Below are 14,596 nucleotides of genomic sequence, written 5' to 3' on the forward strand. Positions count from 1 at the left end.
GAAAGGAAATGACATTCACGACTCGAAAATGGTTTTGTTTTGCGTTAGCATTTGCGATTTTGGCATCATCGGTATTTGTTTCAGCCCCAAGTGTGAAGGCAGCATCAGAAGGAGTGGGGGGAACGGGAGTGGGTCCAGCTATCATTTATTCGAATCAGCCTTCAGCGAAATATGCGGTTTCAACGAATTATAGCCTTAAGGCTAATGGAGTAGAAATTCCGGTGGTTAAGGGCTTCAACGACTACGATTATGCGAGCTTCTCGATGGGAGGCGGACCGGTAACCTATGAACTTACAATCTTGAATACGGATAAGGTGCATGAATATTCGATCAGTCCGAAGAAACTCGGTATTCAAGCTGACTCCGTGGTTGGCAGAACGATCACGTTTACGACGCAGAAGGATGAGTATTTGATCATCATGATGAACAACCGGACTACCCGATTGGTTATCGCGGCTGATCCGGCGGAGACGGATATTCCGAATGCCACCGGCGAGGGGATCTATAATGTGACTGCAGCGCCTTATCTGGTGACGACAACATGGGAGAAAACGGGAGTAGCAGCGAGAACAGCTGCCTTGCAGCAAGCCATTAATGATGCGAGCAGCTATGGAACTACGCAGGGGAATGGGAAGCAAGGCATCGTTTATGTTCCGCGCGGTACGTATTACATTGGAAATGTCGTGTTGAAGAGCAACACGGCGCTTTACATGCAACCTGGAGCAACATTTGTTGCTACGGGAAAGACGGCAGATTATACCGAGCATTGGTTTAAGGATTCGATGGGAAGGCCCGCCACATGGTGGATTTCTACAGCCTTTCATTCGACAAATATTAAAATTTACGGTCGCGGCACGATCGATGGCAACGGTCAAGCGCTGCATGATGATAAAAGTACGAACGGTAAAGGTATGATCAACAATCTAATCGTGCCTATTGCTACCTCAAATTTTAAGATGGATGGCATCATGGTTCGGGAATCGGCTGGCTGGGCGATCGTACCGACAAGATCCAATGATTTAGCGTTTACGAATTTGAAAATGTTCAACAGCTTGGGTATGGGCGAAAATGACGGCATCGACATTTGCGAATCACAAAACGTAGTCGTTAGAAATTCAATTGGCATCGCGCTGGATGATCCGTATTCCACCAAAGCATGGCGGGAGGATACGGATATCGCATCCGGGAAGGTACCATGGCCAGGAAGTCCAGAGCCGGTGCAAAACGTGCTCTTCGAGGATGCGATTTCTTGGACTCTATGTTATGGCTTCAAAATGGGTCAAGGCGTCATGCAGGACCAACAAAATATTACGTTCAAGGACGGTGTCGTGTATAGGGCAGCGGTTGGTTTTGCCATTCATCATAAATATGGATCGGGCAAGGTAAGCGGCATTACCTTCGAAAATATGGATGTAGAGGATATCAGCGGCAGCAATGAAGACAACAGCGCTTGGATGACAATGTTTACAGTAAACGGCGGCAATGCAGGTGTCGGACCGATCACAGGCGTAACCGTAAAAAACATTACAGTACGAGACATTGGCGAAGGCTTCTCCAAGCTGAAGGGCATGGAGGGAGCGGAGATTACAAATATTACGTTCGAAAACGTGTATATGCCGGGCAAAAGCGAGCCTGCAAAAAATCTCCATGAGATGAACTTTCTGAGCAAAGAGCATTATAGCGGTGTAACGATCAAGCCCGTGCAAAATCCGGAGCCTAGGACGCGGACGAATCTGGCGCTGAGGCAGCCCGCGTTCGGCTCATCGAATGACGGCGTCGAGGATACGTCGCGATATGTTAATGACGGTAATCTCGCGACCCGCTTTGGCTCCAAGCGAGGCATCGATCCGAGCTGGATTTATATTGATCTTGGGGAGAGCAAGACAATTGATCAAGTGAAGCTGTACTGGGAGAGTGCCTATGGCAAAAGCTATCAGATCCAAGTGGCCAACGATATAAGCAGCGAAGCAGGCTGGCAGACGGTGTACAGTACGACAACTGGGAAGGGCGGCATCGAGACGGTTTCGTTTGATGAAGTCAACGCCCGCTTTGTGCGGATGTACGGAACGGTAAGAGCGACAGTGTATGGTTATTCGCTATGGGAGCTTGAGGTATATGGACCCGAAGTGTTTGCGGACAGCATTACTTTGAATCATTCAGCATTTACGCTGTTGACTGGCAATACGGAGCAGCTCAGCGCAGCGCTTATGCCAGAGCAAACGACGAACAAAAATATAACGTGGACAACAAGCAACAGCAATGTTGCAACAGTAAGCCAGACTGGGCTTGTTACCGCCATTGGGATAGGGACGGCCAACATTACGGCGAAAACACAAAACGGCGATTTAAGTACATCGGCAGCTGTAACGGTGACGGAACCAACTGATCCAACTGAACCAGGGGAGTCGCTTTTGCCGCCAGTACTATATGAGGCAGTGGCGGGCAATGGGGAAACGAGCTTAAGCTGGAACGCCGTGGATCGTGCAGATGGCTACAAAATCTTTGTCAGCACGACGCCAGGCGTTTATTCGGAAGAGGCAGCAACCGTAACAGGCTCTGTATATAACTATCTAGCGAAAGGCTTGAGCAATGGTCAAACATATTATTTTGTAATAAAGGCTTACAATGGGGCAGGAGAAAGCTCAGCTTCTAATGAAATAAGCGCAGTTCCAATAGGTGAATCAGGACCTGTCTCGCCTATTAATCCTCCGCAGCCTGTGAAGCCTTCTAATGCAGAGTTTGCTGTGTTGATCAATGGCAAGGAAGAGCAGCTTGGAACCGCAGAAACTTCAACAATAAATGGACAATCGGTTACTCAGTTCAAGCTTGATTCTGTTAAACTGGCGAATAAGCTGGCCAGTGAGCAAGAGCATTCGGTCATTACGATACAGACACGAACACAGCCTGATCGTTTCCTAGCTGGGCTGACTGCGGAAATACTGGACAATCTTCAGCAGAAAAATGCGGTAATTATGCTGCAAACCGATGCAACAATCTATACGCTGCCTGCGCGGCATATTAATTTAAAAGCATTGATAGGGCAAATTAATCCTTCTGCAGAGCCGTCAGCCATAGAGATTAATATCGAAATCAGCAAGCCGGAAGCAGCGATTCAAAAGTTGCTAGACGAAGCTGCTATAATCGGCAAGTTTTCATTAGTTGATACGGCATTTAATTTTACGGTTACCGCCAATTATGGAGGAACCAATGTAAATATCGACAGCTTCGACGCTTATGTAGAAAGGGCGTTGATACTTCCTGACGATGTGGATCAAACTCAAATGACGACAGCTGTTGTCATTGACCCAGACGGATCAGTACGCCATGTACCTACCAAAATTGTTCATAAGAATGGCAACTATATAGCAGTAATTAGCAGTTTGACAAACAGCGTGTATGCGCTTGTCCATTATGATACCGTATTCGTGGATATAAAGGGTCACTGGTCAGCATCCGCCGTAAATGATCTAAGTGGAAGACTCATCGTAAAAGGTGTGGATAAAAATAAGTATCTGCCTAACCAGGAGGTTACGCGAGCCGAATTTGCGGCTTTGCTCGTTCGGGCGCTCGGCCTCAAACCTGTAAAAGCAGCGCAAATATTCACAGATGTGAATAGCTCGGCTTGGTATGCGGAGGCAGTCCAAACCGCATATGCTTATGGCCTGATTGAAGGATTCGAGGATGGGACATTCCGTCCAAGCATCAGCATGACACGTGAACAGGCAATGGCGATCACAGCCAAAGCAATGAAGGTTACAGGATTAAAGGACAAACTAGTGGATGCAGATACCGATACGCTGCTGCAAGGATTTACGGACAGAGCAATGTTTGCAGAGTGGGCTTTAAGCGGTATCGCGGATTGTTTGCAAAGTGGTCTTATTAATGGAAAAACAGATCATCAGCTGGCGCCAAAAGCAAACCTGACTCGAGCGGAAGTTGCAGCGCTCCTTCAACGGCTTTTACAAAAATCAGAATTGATTTAATTTTTCTAAATGAAAAAAGGATTGTCTCTTAAGCGAAGGCTGGAGACAATCCTTTTTGCTGTATGATCATTATAAAGTGAGTCCAAATCGCTTGAGCTCAATAAAGATGGGTTCCAATCGTTTACCTTTTTCAGTAATGGTGTATTCTACTCTTGGGGGGACCTCAGCATAAATGGTTCGACTAACGATGCCTTGGTCTTCAAGCTCCTTCAAGCGAAGGGAAAGTGTCTTCGGACTGATGCCTTCGAGTGATTTCAACAATTCACTAAAGCGCATCGTTTCTTCGACCAGCAGGTCACGAATAATGAGAAAGGTCCACTTCGTACCGATAATGTCTAGTACTTTACCTATAACGCAAGGAATACCATAAGTACCTCGCTCTAGAACGAGCTGTTCACGTTCATCCATCAGATCACCTCAACTAATTTAACTCCATTTCTTCAAGTATAGTACAAAAGTAACTTTAGGGAAACTATATGAAAAAAAGTTCACTACTTTCGCTTTTATACTAACTGTGGTAAAAATAGAGTAATAACTACCCACTCTAATTAACGAAGAGGTGCATAGATCATGACGTTTAAACATTTAGATACACCATTTGAACTCAAAAGTCTTAAGCTTAAAAATAGAATTGTAATGGCACCTATGTGTCAATACTCTGTAGACGCGAAGGACGGGATACCTAATGAATGGCATTATGTTCATTATGTTTCACGTGCGATAGGCGGTACGGGTCTTATCCTAATGGAGATGACCGATGTTGATCCAGATGGTCGCATTACAGATCATGATTTAGGGCTTTGGTCAGATGAGCATATTCCAGCTTTCAGACGCATTATTTCAGAAGTGCACAAACATGGTTCGAAAATAGGCATTCAAATCGCCCATGCTGGGCGTAAAGCAGAGGACGCTGATCAGCCCGTTGGTCCATCTGCCATCCCAGCAGGACCAAACTATAAAACACCTAAACCACTTTCTGTCGAAGAAATAAAAGTTATTGTGAATCAATTTAAAGAGGCAGCTAGAAGAGCAGTAGAAGCGGGTGTAGACACAATTGAAATACATGGTGCTCATGGTTATTTGGTGCATCAATTCCAGTCTCCTGGCATTAATACCCGTGAGGATGAGTACGGTCAGGATTTGGCTAAATTTGGGGTAGAGGTCGTTCAAGCGGTGAAAAGCGTTATGCCAGCAGACATGCCGCTCATCATGCGAATCTCTGCCATTGAATATATGGATGGTGGTTATGATTTGAACCATAGCATCGAGTTCAGCAAACGCTACAGAGATGCTGGAGTTGATGTGTTTCATGTATCCAGCGGCGGGGAAGGTCCAGTCGGAGTACGGCGCCCGGGCAACTATCCTGGATATCAGGTGCCTTTGGCACGTGCTCTGAAAGAAGCGCTGCAGGTACCTGTCATTGCCGTCGGCAAGCTGGAGGATCCACAGCTGGCTGAAGCGACGATTGCGAGTGAAGATGCAGATTTAGTAGCTGTTGCTCGCGGTATGCTTCGTGATCCTTATTGGGCATTACATGCAATTCAGGCTGTAAAAGGTGAGGCATTGCCAGCAAAGCAATATGAAAGGGCATACTGATCATAATCATGCCAATAATAAGAAGAGCCTCTTGGACGCCGAGAGGCTCTTCTTGTTATTCAAGCAATGCAATAAACCGGTTTGCGATGATGGGAAGAGAAGAATTGCGCCTAGTGGCAAAACCTACAGAACGCAATGGAATGGGTTCAATTGTCTGAAGTCGAAATAGTTTCTTATTCTCAAGCTCCTGATCGATAAAGGATTGTGTAACAAATGCTGCCCCATAGCCGCGAATAGCCATTTCAATCAGCATATCCATGCTGGACAGCTCCATATCCGCATCTGGCGTAATGCCTTGTGAAGCAAACCACTGCTCAATAAACAATCTTGTACTGCTCGCTTCAGAGAGCAGCAAGAGCGGTAATTGGGCTAAGGCTTGAGCCGAAAAGGGGATATCGACTAAATGACGATAAGCTTCTCCTACAACAAAGCAGTCCTGAATCTCCGTTAGATGTGAAACGACAAGTTCATGATCAGAGAGGGGCAGGTGAACAAGACCAATATCGATTTGACCATCTAACAATCGGTCCCGTATATCCGATGTTTTTCCTTGAGAAAGCCGAATGCGCACATCGGGATGCTCCGCATGAAACGTATCGAGCAGCGGCAGCAGCAAATGCTTGATTACAGGTCCGCTAGCCCCAATCCGCAGCTCGCCTGCCGTAAGGTTTTTGAGCGCTTGTAACTGGGTTTCACCTGCTTGCAGTATCGTAAACGATTTCTCTACATAAGCGAGAACCTCCAATCCTTCCGGGGTAAGCTTTACTCCTTTGGACAATCGATCAAACAGCTTCACTTCAAGCTGCGCTTCCAATTGCTTAATTGCATAGCTGACAGAAGGCTGTGTAATATGCAGCTCTTGTGCTGCTTTTGTCAAATTACCTAATTTGGCGGTATGGAGAAAAATGCGATACCATTCCATATTCATTAGCATGATATAGTTCCTCTCTATGACATGATTCAAAAATTCCGATTTCATTTATTTCATATTCGAAATTATAATAGACAAATAACGAATGCGTCAAAGCATTCAATCGGGAGGTAAACATAATGGCAGGAAGCACATATGGGGAAAGCTTTAAAATTACGACATTCGGAGAATCACACGGGGAAGCCGTTGGCGTCATTGTAGATGGCGTGACACCTGGGGTCGAGCTGGATGAGAAATATATTCAAACACAAATGGATCGAAGAAAGCCCGGTCAATCCTCTGTAACTACCCCGCGCAAAGAATATGATGTCATTCGTATTATGTCTGGCATGTTTGAAGGGAAAACTACGGGAACGCCACTTTTCATTATGCTGCATAATACAGATATGAAGCCTGAAGCCTATAATGATATACAAAATTCCTTTCGTCCAGGACATGCCGACTATACGTATTTGAAAAAATACGGCTTGCGTGATCACCGCGGAAGCGGGAGGGCCTCGGGAAGAGAAACTGCAGGCCGTGTTGCTGGCGGAGCGGTTGCCCGCAAGCTGTTAGAGAACCGAGGAATAAGTGTTGTTGCTTACACCAAGGAAATAGGCGGTATTAAATGCGAAACGTACGTCGAGGATGAGATTGAAAAAAATGCAGTAAGAGCATGTGACCCGGAAGCAGCGGTTCGTATGATCGAGAAAATCGAGCATTTAGCGGCTATTGGAGACAGCTGCGGCGGTATCGTGGAATGCAGAGTAAGAGGCGTTTTACCTGGGATTGGCGAGCCAGTATTTGATAAGCTGGACGCTGAGCTTGCGAAAGCAATGCTATCCATCGGGGCTGTTAAAGGCATTGAGTTTGGGGCTGGTTTTGCTGCTGCTGAGATGCTCGGTAGCGAGCATAATGATGCTATGAGCAAAAACGGGTTTTTAAGCAATAACGCAGGCGGAATTGTCGGCGGCATCAGCACGGGTGAAGAAATTGTTTTTCGTATAGCGGTTAAGCCCACTTCATCCATCTCTTTGCCGCAGCATACGATTGATATCCACGGTCAAGAGAAGATGATCGAGACCATTGGCAGACATGACCCGTGTATCTGTCCTCGTATTATTCCCGTTGTAGAAGCGATGGCATGTATCGTTATTGAAGATCTAATCAAGCGCCAAGCAGCAATGAATGGATAAACTGTGCTATGCTTATAAATGACAAATGCTGAGAGGAGATTGCTAATGAAACCAACTGTTTTCATTGATCGACAGATCCCCGCTGAAGTAGAGGCGTTTATAGCAGAGCACTGTATAATAGACAAATGGGAAGAGAAAACACCCATGACCCGTCAGCAGCTGCTTCTGAAGATGGCGAGTGCACATGGTTTATTAACGGCAGGAGCAAAAATTGATGCTGAATTAATTGACCATGCGCCGCATTTGAAAGTCGTAAGCAGCATAAGCGTTGGCTATAATCATTTTGATGTTGAAGCAATGCGTACAAGAGGGATAGTTGGAACGAACACGCCGCATGTCCTTAATGACACTGTAGCGGATCTTGCACTCGCACTCATTCTGGGAACAGCAAGGCGTGTTGCGGAGCTGGATCGATACGTTAAGGATGGCAAGTGGAAGACAGGCGATGGCGTCAAGCTGTTCGGTAAAGATGTCCACCACGCTAAGCTTGGCATTATTGGAATGGGGAGAATTGGTGAGGCGGTTGCCCGTCGCGCTAGGTTCGGGTTTGACATGGATGTCGTTTATTATAATCGCAGCCGCAAGCCAGAAGCGGAAGAGAAGCTAGGCGTTCGTTATTTTGAATTAAATGATCTGCTTGCCTATTCAGATTTTGTATTATTGCTTGCACCTCTGACACCAGAGACGGTTAAACTAATTGGTGCAAAAGAGTTTAAATTAATGAAGTCATCAGCGATTTTCATTAATATATCGAGAGGGCAAACGGTGGATGAGCAAGCTTTGATTGAAGCTCTCGAGCAGGGTACGATTTCAGCTGCTGGCCTTGATGTTTTCGAAAAAGAACCGATTGAAGCGGATCATCCTTTTCTGACGATGGCTAATGTATTAACCTTGCCTCATATCGGCTCTGCCACTTCGGATACAAGGTTTGATATGGCTATGCTAGCGGCTCAAAACCTAGTAAACGCGTTAACTGGACAAGTCCCTGCAAACATCGTTGACGAGCTGCTTTAACAGGATAAACGTTTTTAATAAGAGGGGTACATATCATGACAGCTTCAAAGTTATTACTTCTCGGAGCTACAGGCAAGACCGGTCAATTTATTGCGAGTTATCTTGAAGATAGGAACGTTCCATTCAAGCGATTTGTAAGACTGCCTGAGCAAATGATCGATGAGAGCTACCTCGGAGATGTACGTAATCAGCATGATGTTTTTGAAGCCATGCTTGATGCGAGCGGAGTCATTTGTGCGTTAAATACGGAAGGCAACGGAACGCTTGTCAGCGGCATCACAAATTTGATTGCCGCAATGCAGCATTACCGAGTGAAAAGAATCGTTACGATTGGTACAGCGGGCATCTTGCAGAGTGAACTGCAGCCAGAGCTGCTTAGATACCAGTCCAGTGAAAACAGACGTTTAAACCATGATGCGGCCAAAGAGCATGAGCAGGCTTATAGGGCACTCGCTAACACTTATTTGGACTGGACCATCGTCTGTCCCACGAGGCTCGTTCAAGAGGAGCTGCGAGGCGGTTATCGTGTGCGAAAGGAGATTCTGCCCTCTGGAGGTGCATCGATTTCTTTTGCAGATACGGCTGAATTCGCTGTTTCGGAATATTTTAACGGTGCTTATGTGCGAGAACGTGTTGGTATTAGCTACTGATTCATAGGCAAAAAGGTAAAAACACCTGAGCTCCTTCTTTACATAAGGACTCAGGTGTTTTTGGTTATCTATTATTGTGCTGCATCAGCTTTCAAAACTTCAACGCGATTTGAGAAAAATGTAGCACCGCCGCCCATATCTGCGAGCCGCTGCGGCGTCAGTATATTCACGGCTTGATGGCCTTTTTTCTTGTCTTCCCACCATAAGCCTTGCGTGACTAGTACGCCGGGCAGTACATCTTGACCAACGCGCAGCGTCATCTCCAGTTCACCGCGGTCATTGCGTATCTTTACACGTTCACCGTTAAGGAGCCCAAGTGCTTCTGCGTCATCCGCATGCATATGAAGGAGAGGCTCCTTCTCAAGCTTTTGCAGCTTTTCTTGGTTGGCGAAGGTCGAGTTAATGAAGCTGTGATTCGGGCCAGTCGTCAGCCAAAAAGGATACGTCTCCGGCTCTCTAAGCGGCGTATGATTGGGTATTGGAGGCAAGCCGTTCATAAGCATTTTCGCCGAATAGAGCTCGATTTTACCGGAAGGAGTCGGAATCATCGAGGTATAGGAAGGAAGCTCATTACCGCCAGCCTTCATCCACGTATTAGCTTGCAGCGCCTCAAAAGTAATGCCTTTAAGAAGCGGATTATTTTCGCTATCGAGCGCCTCGCTTATCATTTGCTGCTCAGAAATATCAAATAGATGAGGCTCAAAGTCAAGTTTAAGCGCAAGCTCCTTAAAGAGCGTAAAGTTTGATTTGCATTCACCCATCGGTTCCATAATCGGCTGGTGAAGCTGCAAATACAGATGCCAGTAGGAAGTGTATAAATCCAAATTTTCAAAATGAGAAGTTGCAGGCAATACAATGTCCGAATACTTGCAGGTGTCTGTTAAGAACAAATCATGTGTAACCGTAAATAAGTCCTCACGAGCCAATCCCTCGCGCACTCGGTTCTGGTCAGGCGCTACGACTGCTGGATTGCTGTTATAAACGAACAGCATCTTTACTGGAGGAGCGGCATCTAGAAGAGCATCACCGAGTTGATTCATGCTGATCGTGCGGACAGCCGGATCAGGCAATAAATCGGGGCGCTCAATTTTCTCACCATTGAGCCGCGAATACCAGCTGTTTCCTTTCATTGCACCGCCACCGCGAACATCCCATTGTCCAGTCAATGCAGGCAAGCATGAAATTGTTCGCACGATCATTCCGCCATTATCATGGTGCTGAAGTCCGTTGCCAATGCGGATAAAAGAGGGAGTGGTCGTTCCATACAGCCTGCTAAGCTCCTCGACCTCTGCTGCCGGTACGCCCGTAATAGCTTCCACTCGTTCAGGCGTATATTCAGCTGCTTGCTTCGCGAGATCCTCGTAACCGAGCGTGAACTGCTCGAGAAAAGCTTGATCAGTCAGCTCATCACGGATGATGACATGCATCATGCCGAGAGCGAGCGCTGCATCCGTTCCCGGACGCAAATGAATGAACTGATCCGCCCAAGTAGAGGTACGATTGCGATGCACATCAATATGAATAACCTTTGCTCCGTTTTTCCGTGCTTCCGTTGCCAACATCGTTTGGTGCATATTTGTTGATACGAGATTGCAGCCCCATATAAGAAACAGTTTCGTATGTATCGTTTCTTCGGGATCAATGCCTTTGGAAGCGCCCATCGTATAAGCATAACCTGTTGATCCAGCAGCGTTGCATATTGCGCGGTCCAATTGACTTGCGCCGAGTCGATGAAAGAACCGTCGATCCATTCCTTCAGCATTCAAAACACCCATATTGCCATAAAAACTATAAGGCAATATGGCACTCGCTCCATACTCGGAAATAATCCCTTTCATACGTGAGGTAATTTCCTCATAGGCTTCTTCCCAAGATATGCGTTCGAATGAATGCTCGCCTTTGGGACCTACACGGCGAAGAGGGTAGAGCAGTCTTTCAGGATGATACACGCGATCATTTATTTGTCTTACCTTATTGCAAATTGCTCCGCGGGTTACCGGGTGCTCTGCATCACCTGTTACTTTCGTTATTTTGCCTTCCTCGAAGGTGACGCTCAGACCACAAGTATCCGGGCAATCAAAAGGGCAAACCGATTTTACAGTACCATTTATTACTGATTTGCTCATATCTATCTCACTCCATATAACAGCCATATTCACGTCGTATTATCATAGCATAATCGCATGCAGCGTAGGGAGCAAGATGCAAAAAAGTGATGTGCAAATCGCCTGTTTTCCGAACTTCCAGTTTATTATCTATTGACAGCACTTTACTTGTCATGTAATATTCAATGTGCTTAAGACGTATTCCACAACTAAATAATTCGTATAACCTCACGGAGTTACAGCTTGAACAGGGTGAGGGTTTCTACGGGAAGCCTTACTTCCCAACTACGAATATGAGATCAATCATCATTGATCCTATATTCGCAGTTGGGATTTTTTTATGCGCAAATTTCCAAATTTTCATGAGGGGGATTCACACAGATGAAGTATATTTTTTCGGTTTTTCTAGGTGCTGCAAGCTATGGCATTTTGTCCACTATTGTTGTGCTTGCTTATGGCCGAGGCTATGAGCTTGGTGAAGTTGTAGGCAGTCAATTGTTAACAGGTTTTTTGCTCGCTTGGATACTCACTTTCATTATGAAATGGCGTGAGAAGCGCAGCCAGAGCTCAACTAATCAAAGTAAGGCTAATACATCTATTCACACGAGCAGCATGACATGGAAACAACGTTTCATTCTAATGGCTGCTGGAACTCCAACCGCTATTACAGGTTTATTGTATTACCAATCTCTTCGCTACATCCCCGCATCGCTTGCGATTATATTGCTCTTTCAGTTCACATGGATTGGTGTATTAATTCAAGCGGTAGGACAGCGGAAACGTCCAAACGGCATTATGTTTTTTACAATTGCTATCTTATTCGGCGGTACATTGCTTGCAGCAGGCATCATCGAGCAGGGCACAGGACAGTTCAATATAATGGGAGTTATACTCGGCCTGTTATCTGCAGTTAGTTATTCACTATTTATTCTCTTTAGCGGAAAAGCAGTTCCTTCTGTACATCCTGCTTATCGAAGCGCATGGATGATTACCGGGGGCATGGTACTTGTATTTATTTTATTCCCTCCAACCTTTTTGTTTAATGGACTCATTTTTGGAGATTTGATGCTTTACGGTTTCTTGCTTGGTATGTTCGGTGCGTTTATTCCACCCGTACTATTTGCAATCGGTGTGCCGCATGTCGGAGAAGGGATGGCAGGGATTTTGGGTGCGTCGGAACTTCCTGTCGCTGTTTTGCTTTCATCCTTCGTTCTGAATGAACATGTCAGCGCCTTGCAATGGGCTGGTGTCATCGTTGTACTCATAGGTATTGCGCTTCCAGAAGTCATCAAAATGAAGCGAAGAAGATTGAGCGTGCAATAATCACATATATGAAAAAGAAGCCAGCTGCCCTGAATTAGAGCAGCTGGCTTCTTTTGAAATAGAGACTATTCCTAGCCGTATCCTTATTCCTTCGTATAAGTGGAGAGCCAATTATAAATAATATATAATCAACTGATGTTGTGTACACTAATCCTATTACTGGGAGGCATTTGATGATCTATGATTGTGTAATTGTAGGCGGCGGCATTGCAGGATTACAGGCTGCCATACAATTAGGAAGATATCGTCATCACGTTGCTGTTATCGATTCCGGTAATGGAAGGTCTTCGGTATGCAGAAGCTATCATAATTTGATCGGTTTTCCTGATGGCATTAGCGGGGCGGAGCTTCGCCTTGCAGGGAGAAAGCAAGCAGAGCAGCTTGGAGTCACTTTCATACAAGCTGAAGTTGTACAGGCGGAAAGATTAAAAAAGGCTTTTCTTCTGAAAACTTCGGATATGAAAACTTATCATGGTAAGAAGCTGCTTATTGCGACAGGTGTGAAGGATCGGCTTCCGAATTTGGAAATGCTTATTCCATGTTTGGGAACGAGCGTTTACGTATGCCCAGACTGCGATGGATACGAAGTACGAGATCAGCCGACGATTGTACTCGGTGCTGGAAATGCTGGAGCGCAAATGGCACTAACACTTACGCATTGGACGGAGGAGCTCATTTATGTTAATCATGAGCTCACACCAATTAATGAAGAGTTACGCCTCAAGCTAGACCAAAAAAGAATCCCCTATATTGAACAGGCTATTCAAACCGTTCTGATTGAGCGCGAACAATTTATAGGGGTAATCCTTGCGGATGGATCATCTATTTATCGTCAACGCTGTTTTGTTGCATTTGGCGGTAATGAGGTTTGTTCCTCCATTGCCAAGCAGCTTGGAGTAGAGGTTATGGAGAACAATCATATCGTCGTTGACCCTCGTACAAAGCTTACAAGTGTCGAAGACATTTGGGCCGCTGGAGACGTAACTGCGCATTCTGAAATGTTGACCATAGCAATGGGTGATGGCAGCCAAGCGGCAATATGGATTCATAAGAGCTTATTATCTACATAGAGGTAATGACCTTGTCGATAATTCCATATTCCAATGCCTCTTCCGATGACATAAAATAATCACGATCCATATCCTTTTCGATTTTCTCTATAGGCTGTCCTGTTCTTTCGGCACTAATTCGATTTAATTTGGCGCGTATATTCAAAATCCGATTTGCACTTATCGCAATATCACTGGCTTGCCCTTGGACACCGCCATGTGGCTGATGAATCATAATCTCGCTATTAGGCAGCGCAGCACGATGACCTTTCTCGCCTGCAAGCAGAAGTATAGCTGCAAAAGAAGCAGCGAATCCCGTGCAGATAGTGTGTACTGGAGCTTTCACAAATTGCATCGTGTCAAGAATGGCGAATCCGGCAGATGTGGAGCCGCCAGGACTGTTAATGTACATAGAGATTTCTTTCTCAGAATCCTCCGCGGTAAGAAATAATAATTGAGCAACAATGCTGTTAGCGACTACATCATCTATTGCAGAGCCCAAAAAAATGATACGATCCTTCAGTAAGCGCGAATAAATATCGTAAGATCTTTCACCGCGGCTGGATTGCTCGACTACATAAGGTACATAATTACTCATCGTATTTTACCTCCAAATGGATGTTGTTTGATTTCGATTAGTAAACGAATAACAATTAAAAAAGGATACGGGAAAAATTTTTGAGAAAAGCGTATCTTTTTTCTCATCTCATTCGTTTACTTTAGTAAGGATGTTCTCCTTTTGACGAGATGGAGAGAGGTAAAAGCCGAGG

11 protein-coding genes and 1 riboswitch are annotated in these 14,596 nt (G+C 45.5%); of the genes, 7 read left to right on the plus strand and 4 right to left on the minus strand.

What is annotated here, in order from left to right:
• Nucleotides 1-8 precede the first annotated feature (8 nt).
• The gene (locus tag BK120_RS34505; RefSeq protein WP_083681533.1) at nt 9-3,983 is read left to right on the plus strand and encodes an S-layer homology domain-containing protein; all 3,975 of its coding nucleotides are present in this window, start codon (nt 9-11) and stop codon (nt 3,981-3,983) included.
• 69 nt (nt 3,984-4,052) lie between these two features.
• Here the strand turns inward: BK120_RS34505 and BK120_RS02815 are convergent, their stop codons facing one another.
• Nucleotides 4,053-4,391: a winged helix-turn-helix transcriptional regulator gene (locus BK120_RS02815; protein ID WP_076265924.1), complete on the minus strand. Its 339-nt coding sequence runs from the start codon at nt 4,389-4,391 to the stop codon at nt 4,053-4,055.
• Between the two features lie 162 nt (nt 4,392-4,553).
• On the opposite strand from BK120_RS02815, the gene BK120_RS02820 reads away from it, so the two are divergent.
• Nucleotides 4,554-5,579 (plus strand): NADH:flavin oxidoreductase/NADH oxidase, encoded by a 1,026-nt coding sequence (locus BK120_RS02820; RefSeq protein ID WP_076265925.1) that lies wholly within the window; start codon nt 4,554-4,556, stop codon nt 5,577-5,579.
• Between the two features lie 55 nt (nt 5,580-5,634).
• Here BK120_RS02820 and BK120_RS02825 read toward each other — a convergent pair whose 3' ends face one another.
• Complete coding sequence (locus BK120_RS02825; protein ID WP_076265926.1) at nt 5,635-6,513, minus strand: LysR family transcriptional regulator; 879 nt, start codon at nt 6,511-6,513, stop codon at nt 5,635-5,637.
• Nucleotides 6,514-6,629: 116 nt separating this feature from the next.
• On the opposite strand from BK120_RS02825, the gene aroC reads away from it, so the two are divergent.
• From aroC to BK120_RS02840, 3 genes are read left to right on the plus strand one after another with little or no spacing between them, the layout of a single operon-like run.
• Nucleotides 6,630-7,685: a chorismate synthase gene (aroC, locus tag BK120_RS02830; protein ID WP_076265927.1), complete on the plus strand. Its 1,056-nt coding sequence runs from the start codon at nt 6,630-6,632 to the stop codon at nt 7,683-7,685.
• A gap of 45 nt (nt 7,686-7,730) precedes the next feature.
• A complete protein-coding gene (locus tag BK120_RS02835) occupies nt 7,731-8,699 on the plus strand; it encodes a 2-hydroxyacid dehydrogenase (RefSeq protein ID WP_076265928.1) in 969 nt (322 codons plus the stop codon).
• Between the two features lie 35 nt (nt 8,700-8,734).
• On the plus strand, nt 8,735-9,349 hold the full coding sequence (locus tag BK120_RS02840; RefSeq protein ID WP_076265929.1) for an NAD(P)-dependent oxidoreductase: 615 nt from the start codon (nt 8,735-8,737) through the stop codon (nt 9,347-9,349).
• Between the two features lie 71 nt (nt 9,350-9,420).
• Here the strand turns inward: BK120_RS02840 and BK120_RS02845 are convergent, their stop codons facing one another.
• Complete coding sequence (locus BK120_RS02845; RefSeq protein ID WP_076265930.1) at nt 9,421-11,475, minus strand: molybdopterin-containing oxidoreductase family protein; 2,055 nt, start codon at nt 11,473-11,475, stop codon at nt 9,421-9,423.
• A 177-nt stretch (nt 11,476-11,652) separates the two neighbouring features.
• Nucleotides 11,653-11,762, plus strand: a riboswitch (purine riboswitch).
• A gap of 73 nt (nt 11,763-11,835) precedes the next feature.
• On the opposite strand from BK120_RS02845, the gene BK120_RS02850 reads away from it, so the two are divergent.
• Together BK120_RS02850 and BK120_RS02855 are read left to right on the plus strand one after the other, a co-directional pair.
• Nucleotides 11,836-12,777: an EamA family transporter gene (locus BK120_RS02850; protein ID WP_076265931.1), complete on the plus strand. Its 942-nt coding sequence runs from the start codon at nt 11,836-11,838 to the stop codon at nt 12,775-12,777.
• A gap of 173 nt (nt 12,778-12,950) precedes the next feature.
• Nucleotides 12,951-13,847 (plus strand): NAD(P)/FAD-dependent oxidoreductase, encoded by an 897-nt coding sequence (locus BK120_RS02855; protein WP_076265932.1) that lies wholly within the window; start codon nt 12,951-12,953, stop codon nt 13,845-13,847.
• Here BK120_RS02855 and BK120_RS02860 read toward each other — a convergent pair.
• Nucleotides 13,840-14,424: an ATP-dependent Clp protease proteolytic subunit gene (locus tag BK120_RS02860; protein WP_076265933.1), complete on the minus strand. Its 585-nt coding sequence runs from the start codon at nt 14,422-14,424 to the stop codon at nt 13,840-13,842. The genes BK120_RS02855 and BK120_RS02860 overlap by 8 nt on opposite strands.
• Nucleotides 14,425-14,596 lie beyond the last annotated feature (172 nt).

The organism is Paenibacillus sp. FSL A5-0031, from assembly GCF_001956295.1.
GTDB lineage: Bacteria > Bacillota > Bacilli > Paenibacillales > Paenibacillaceae > Pristimantibacillus.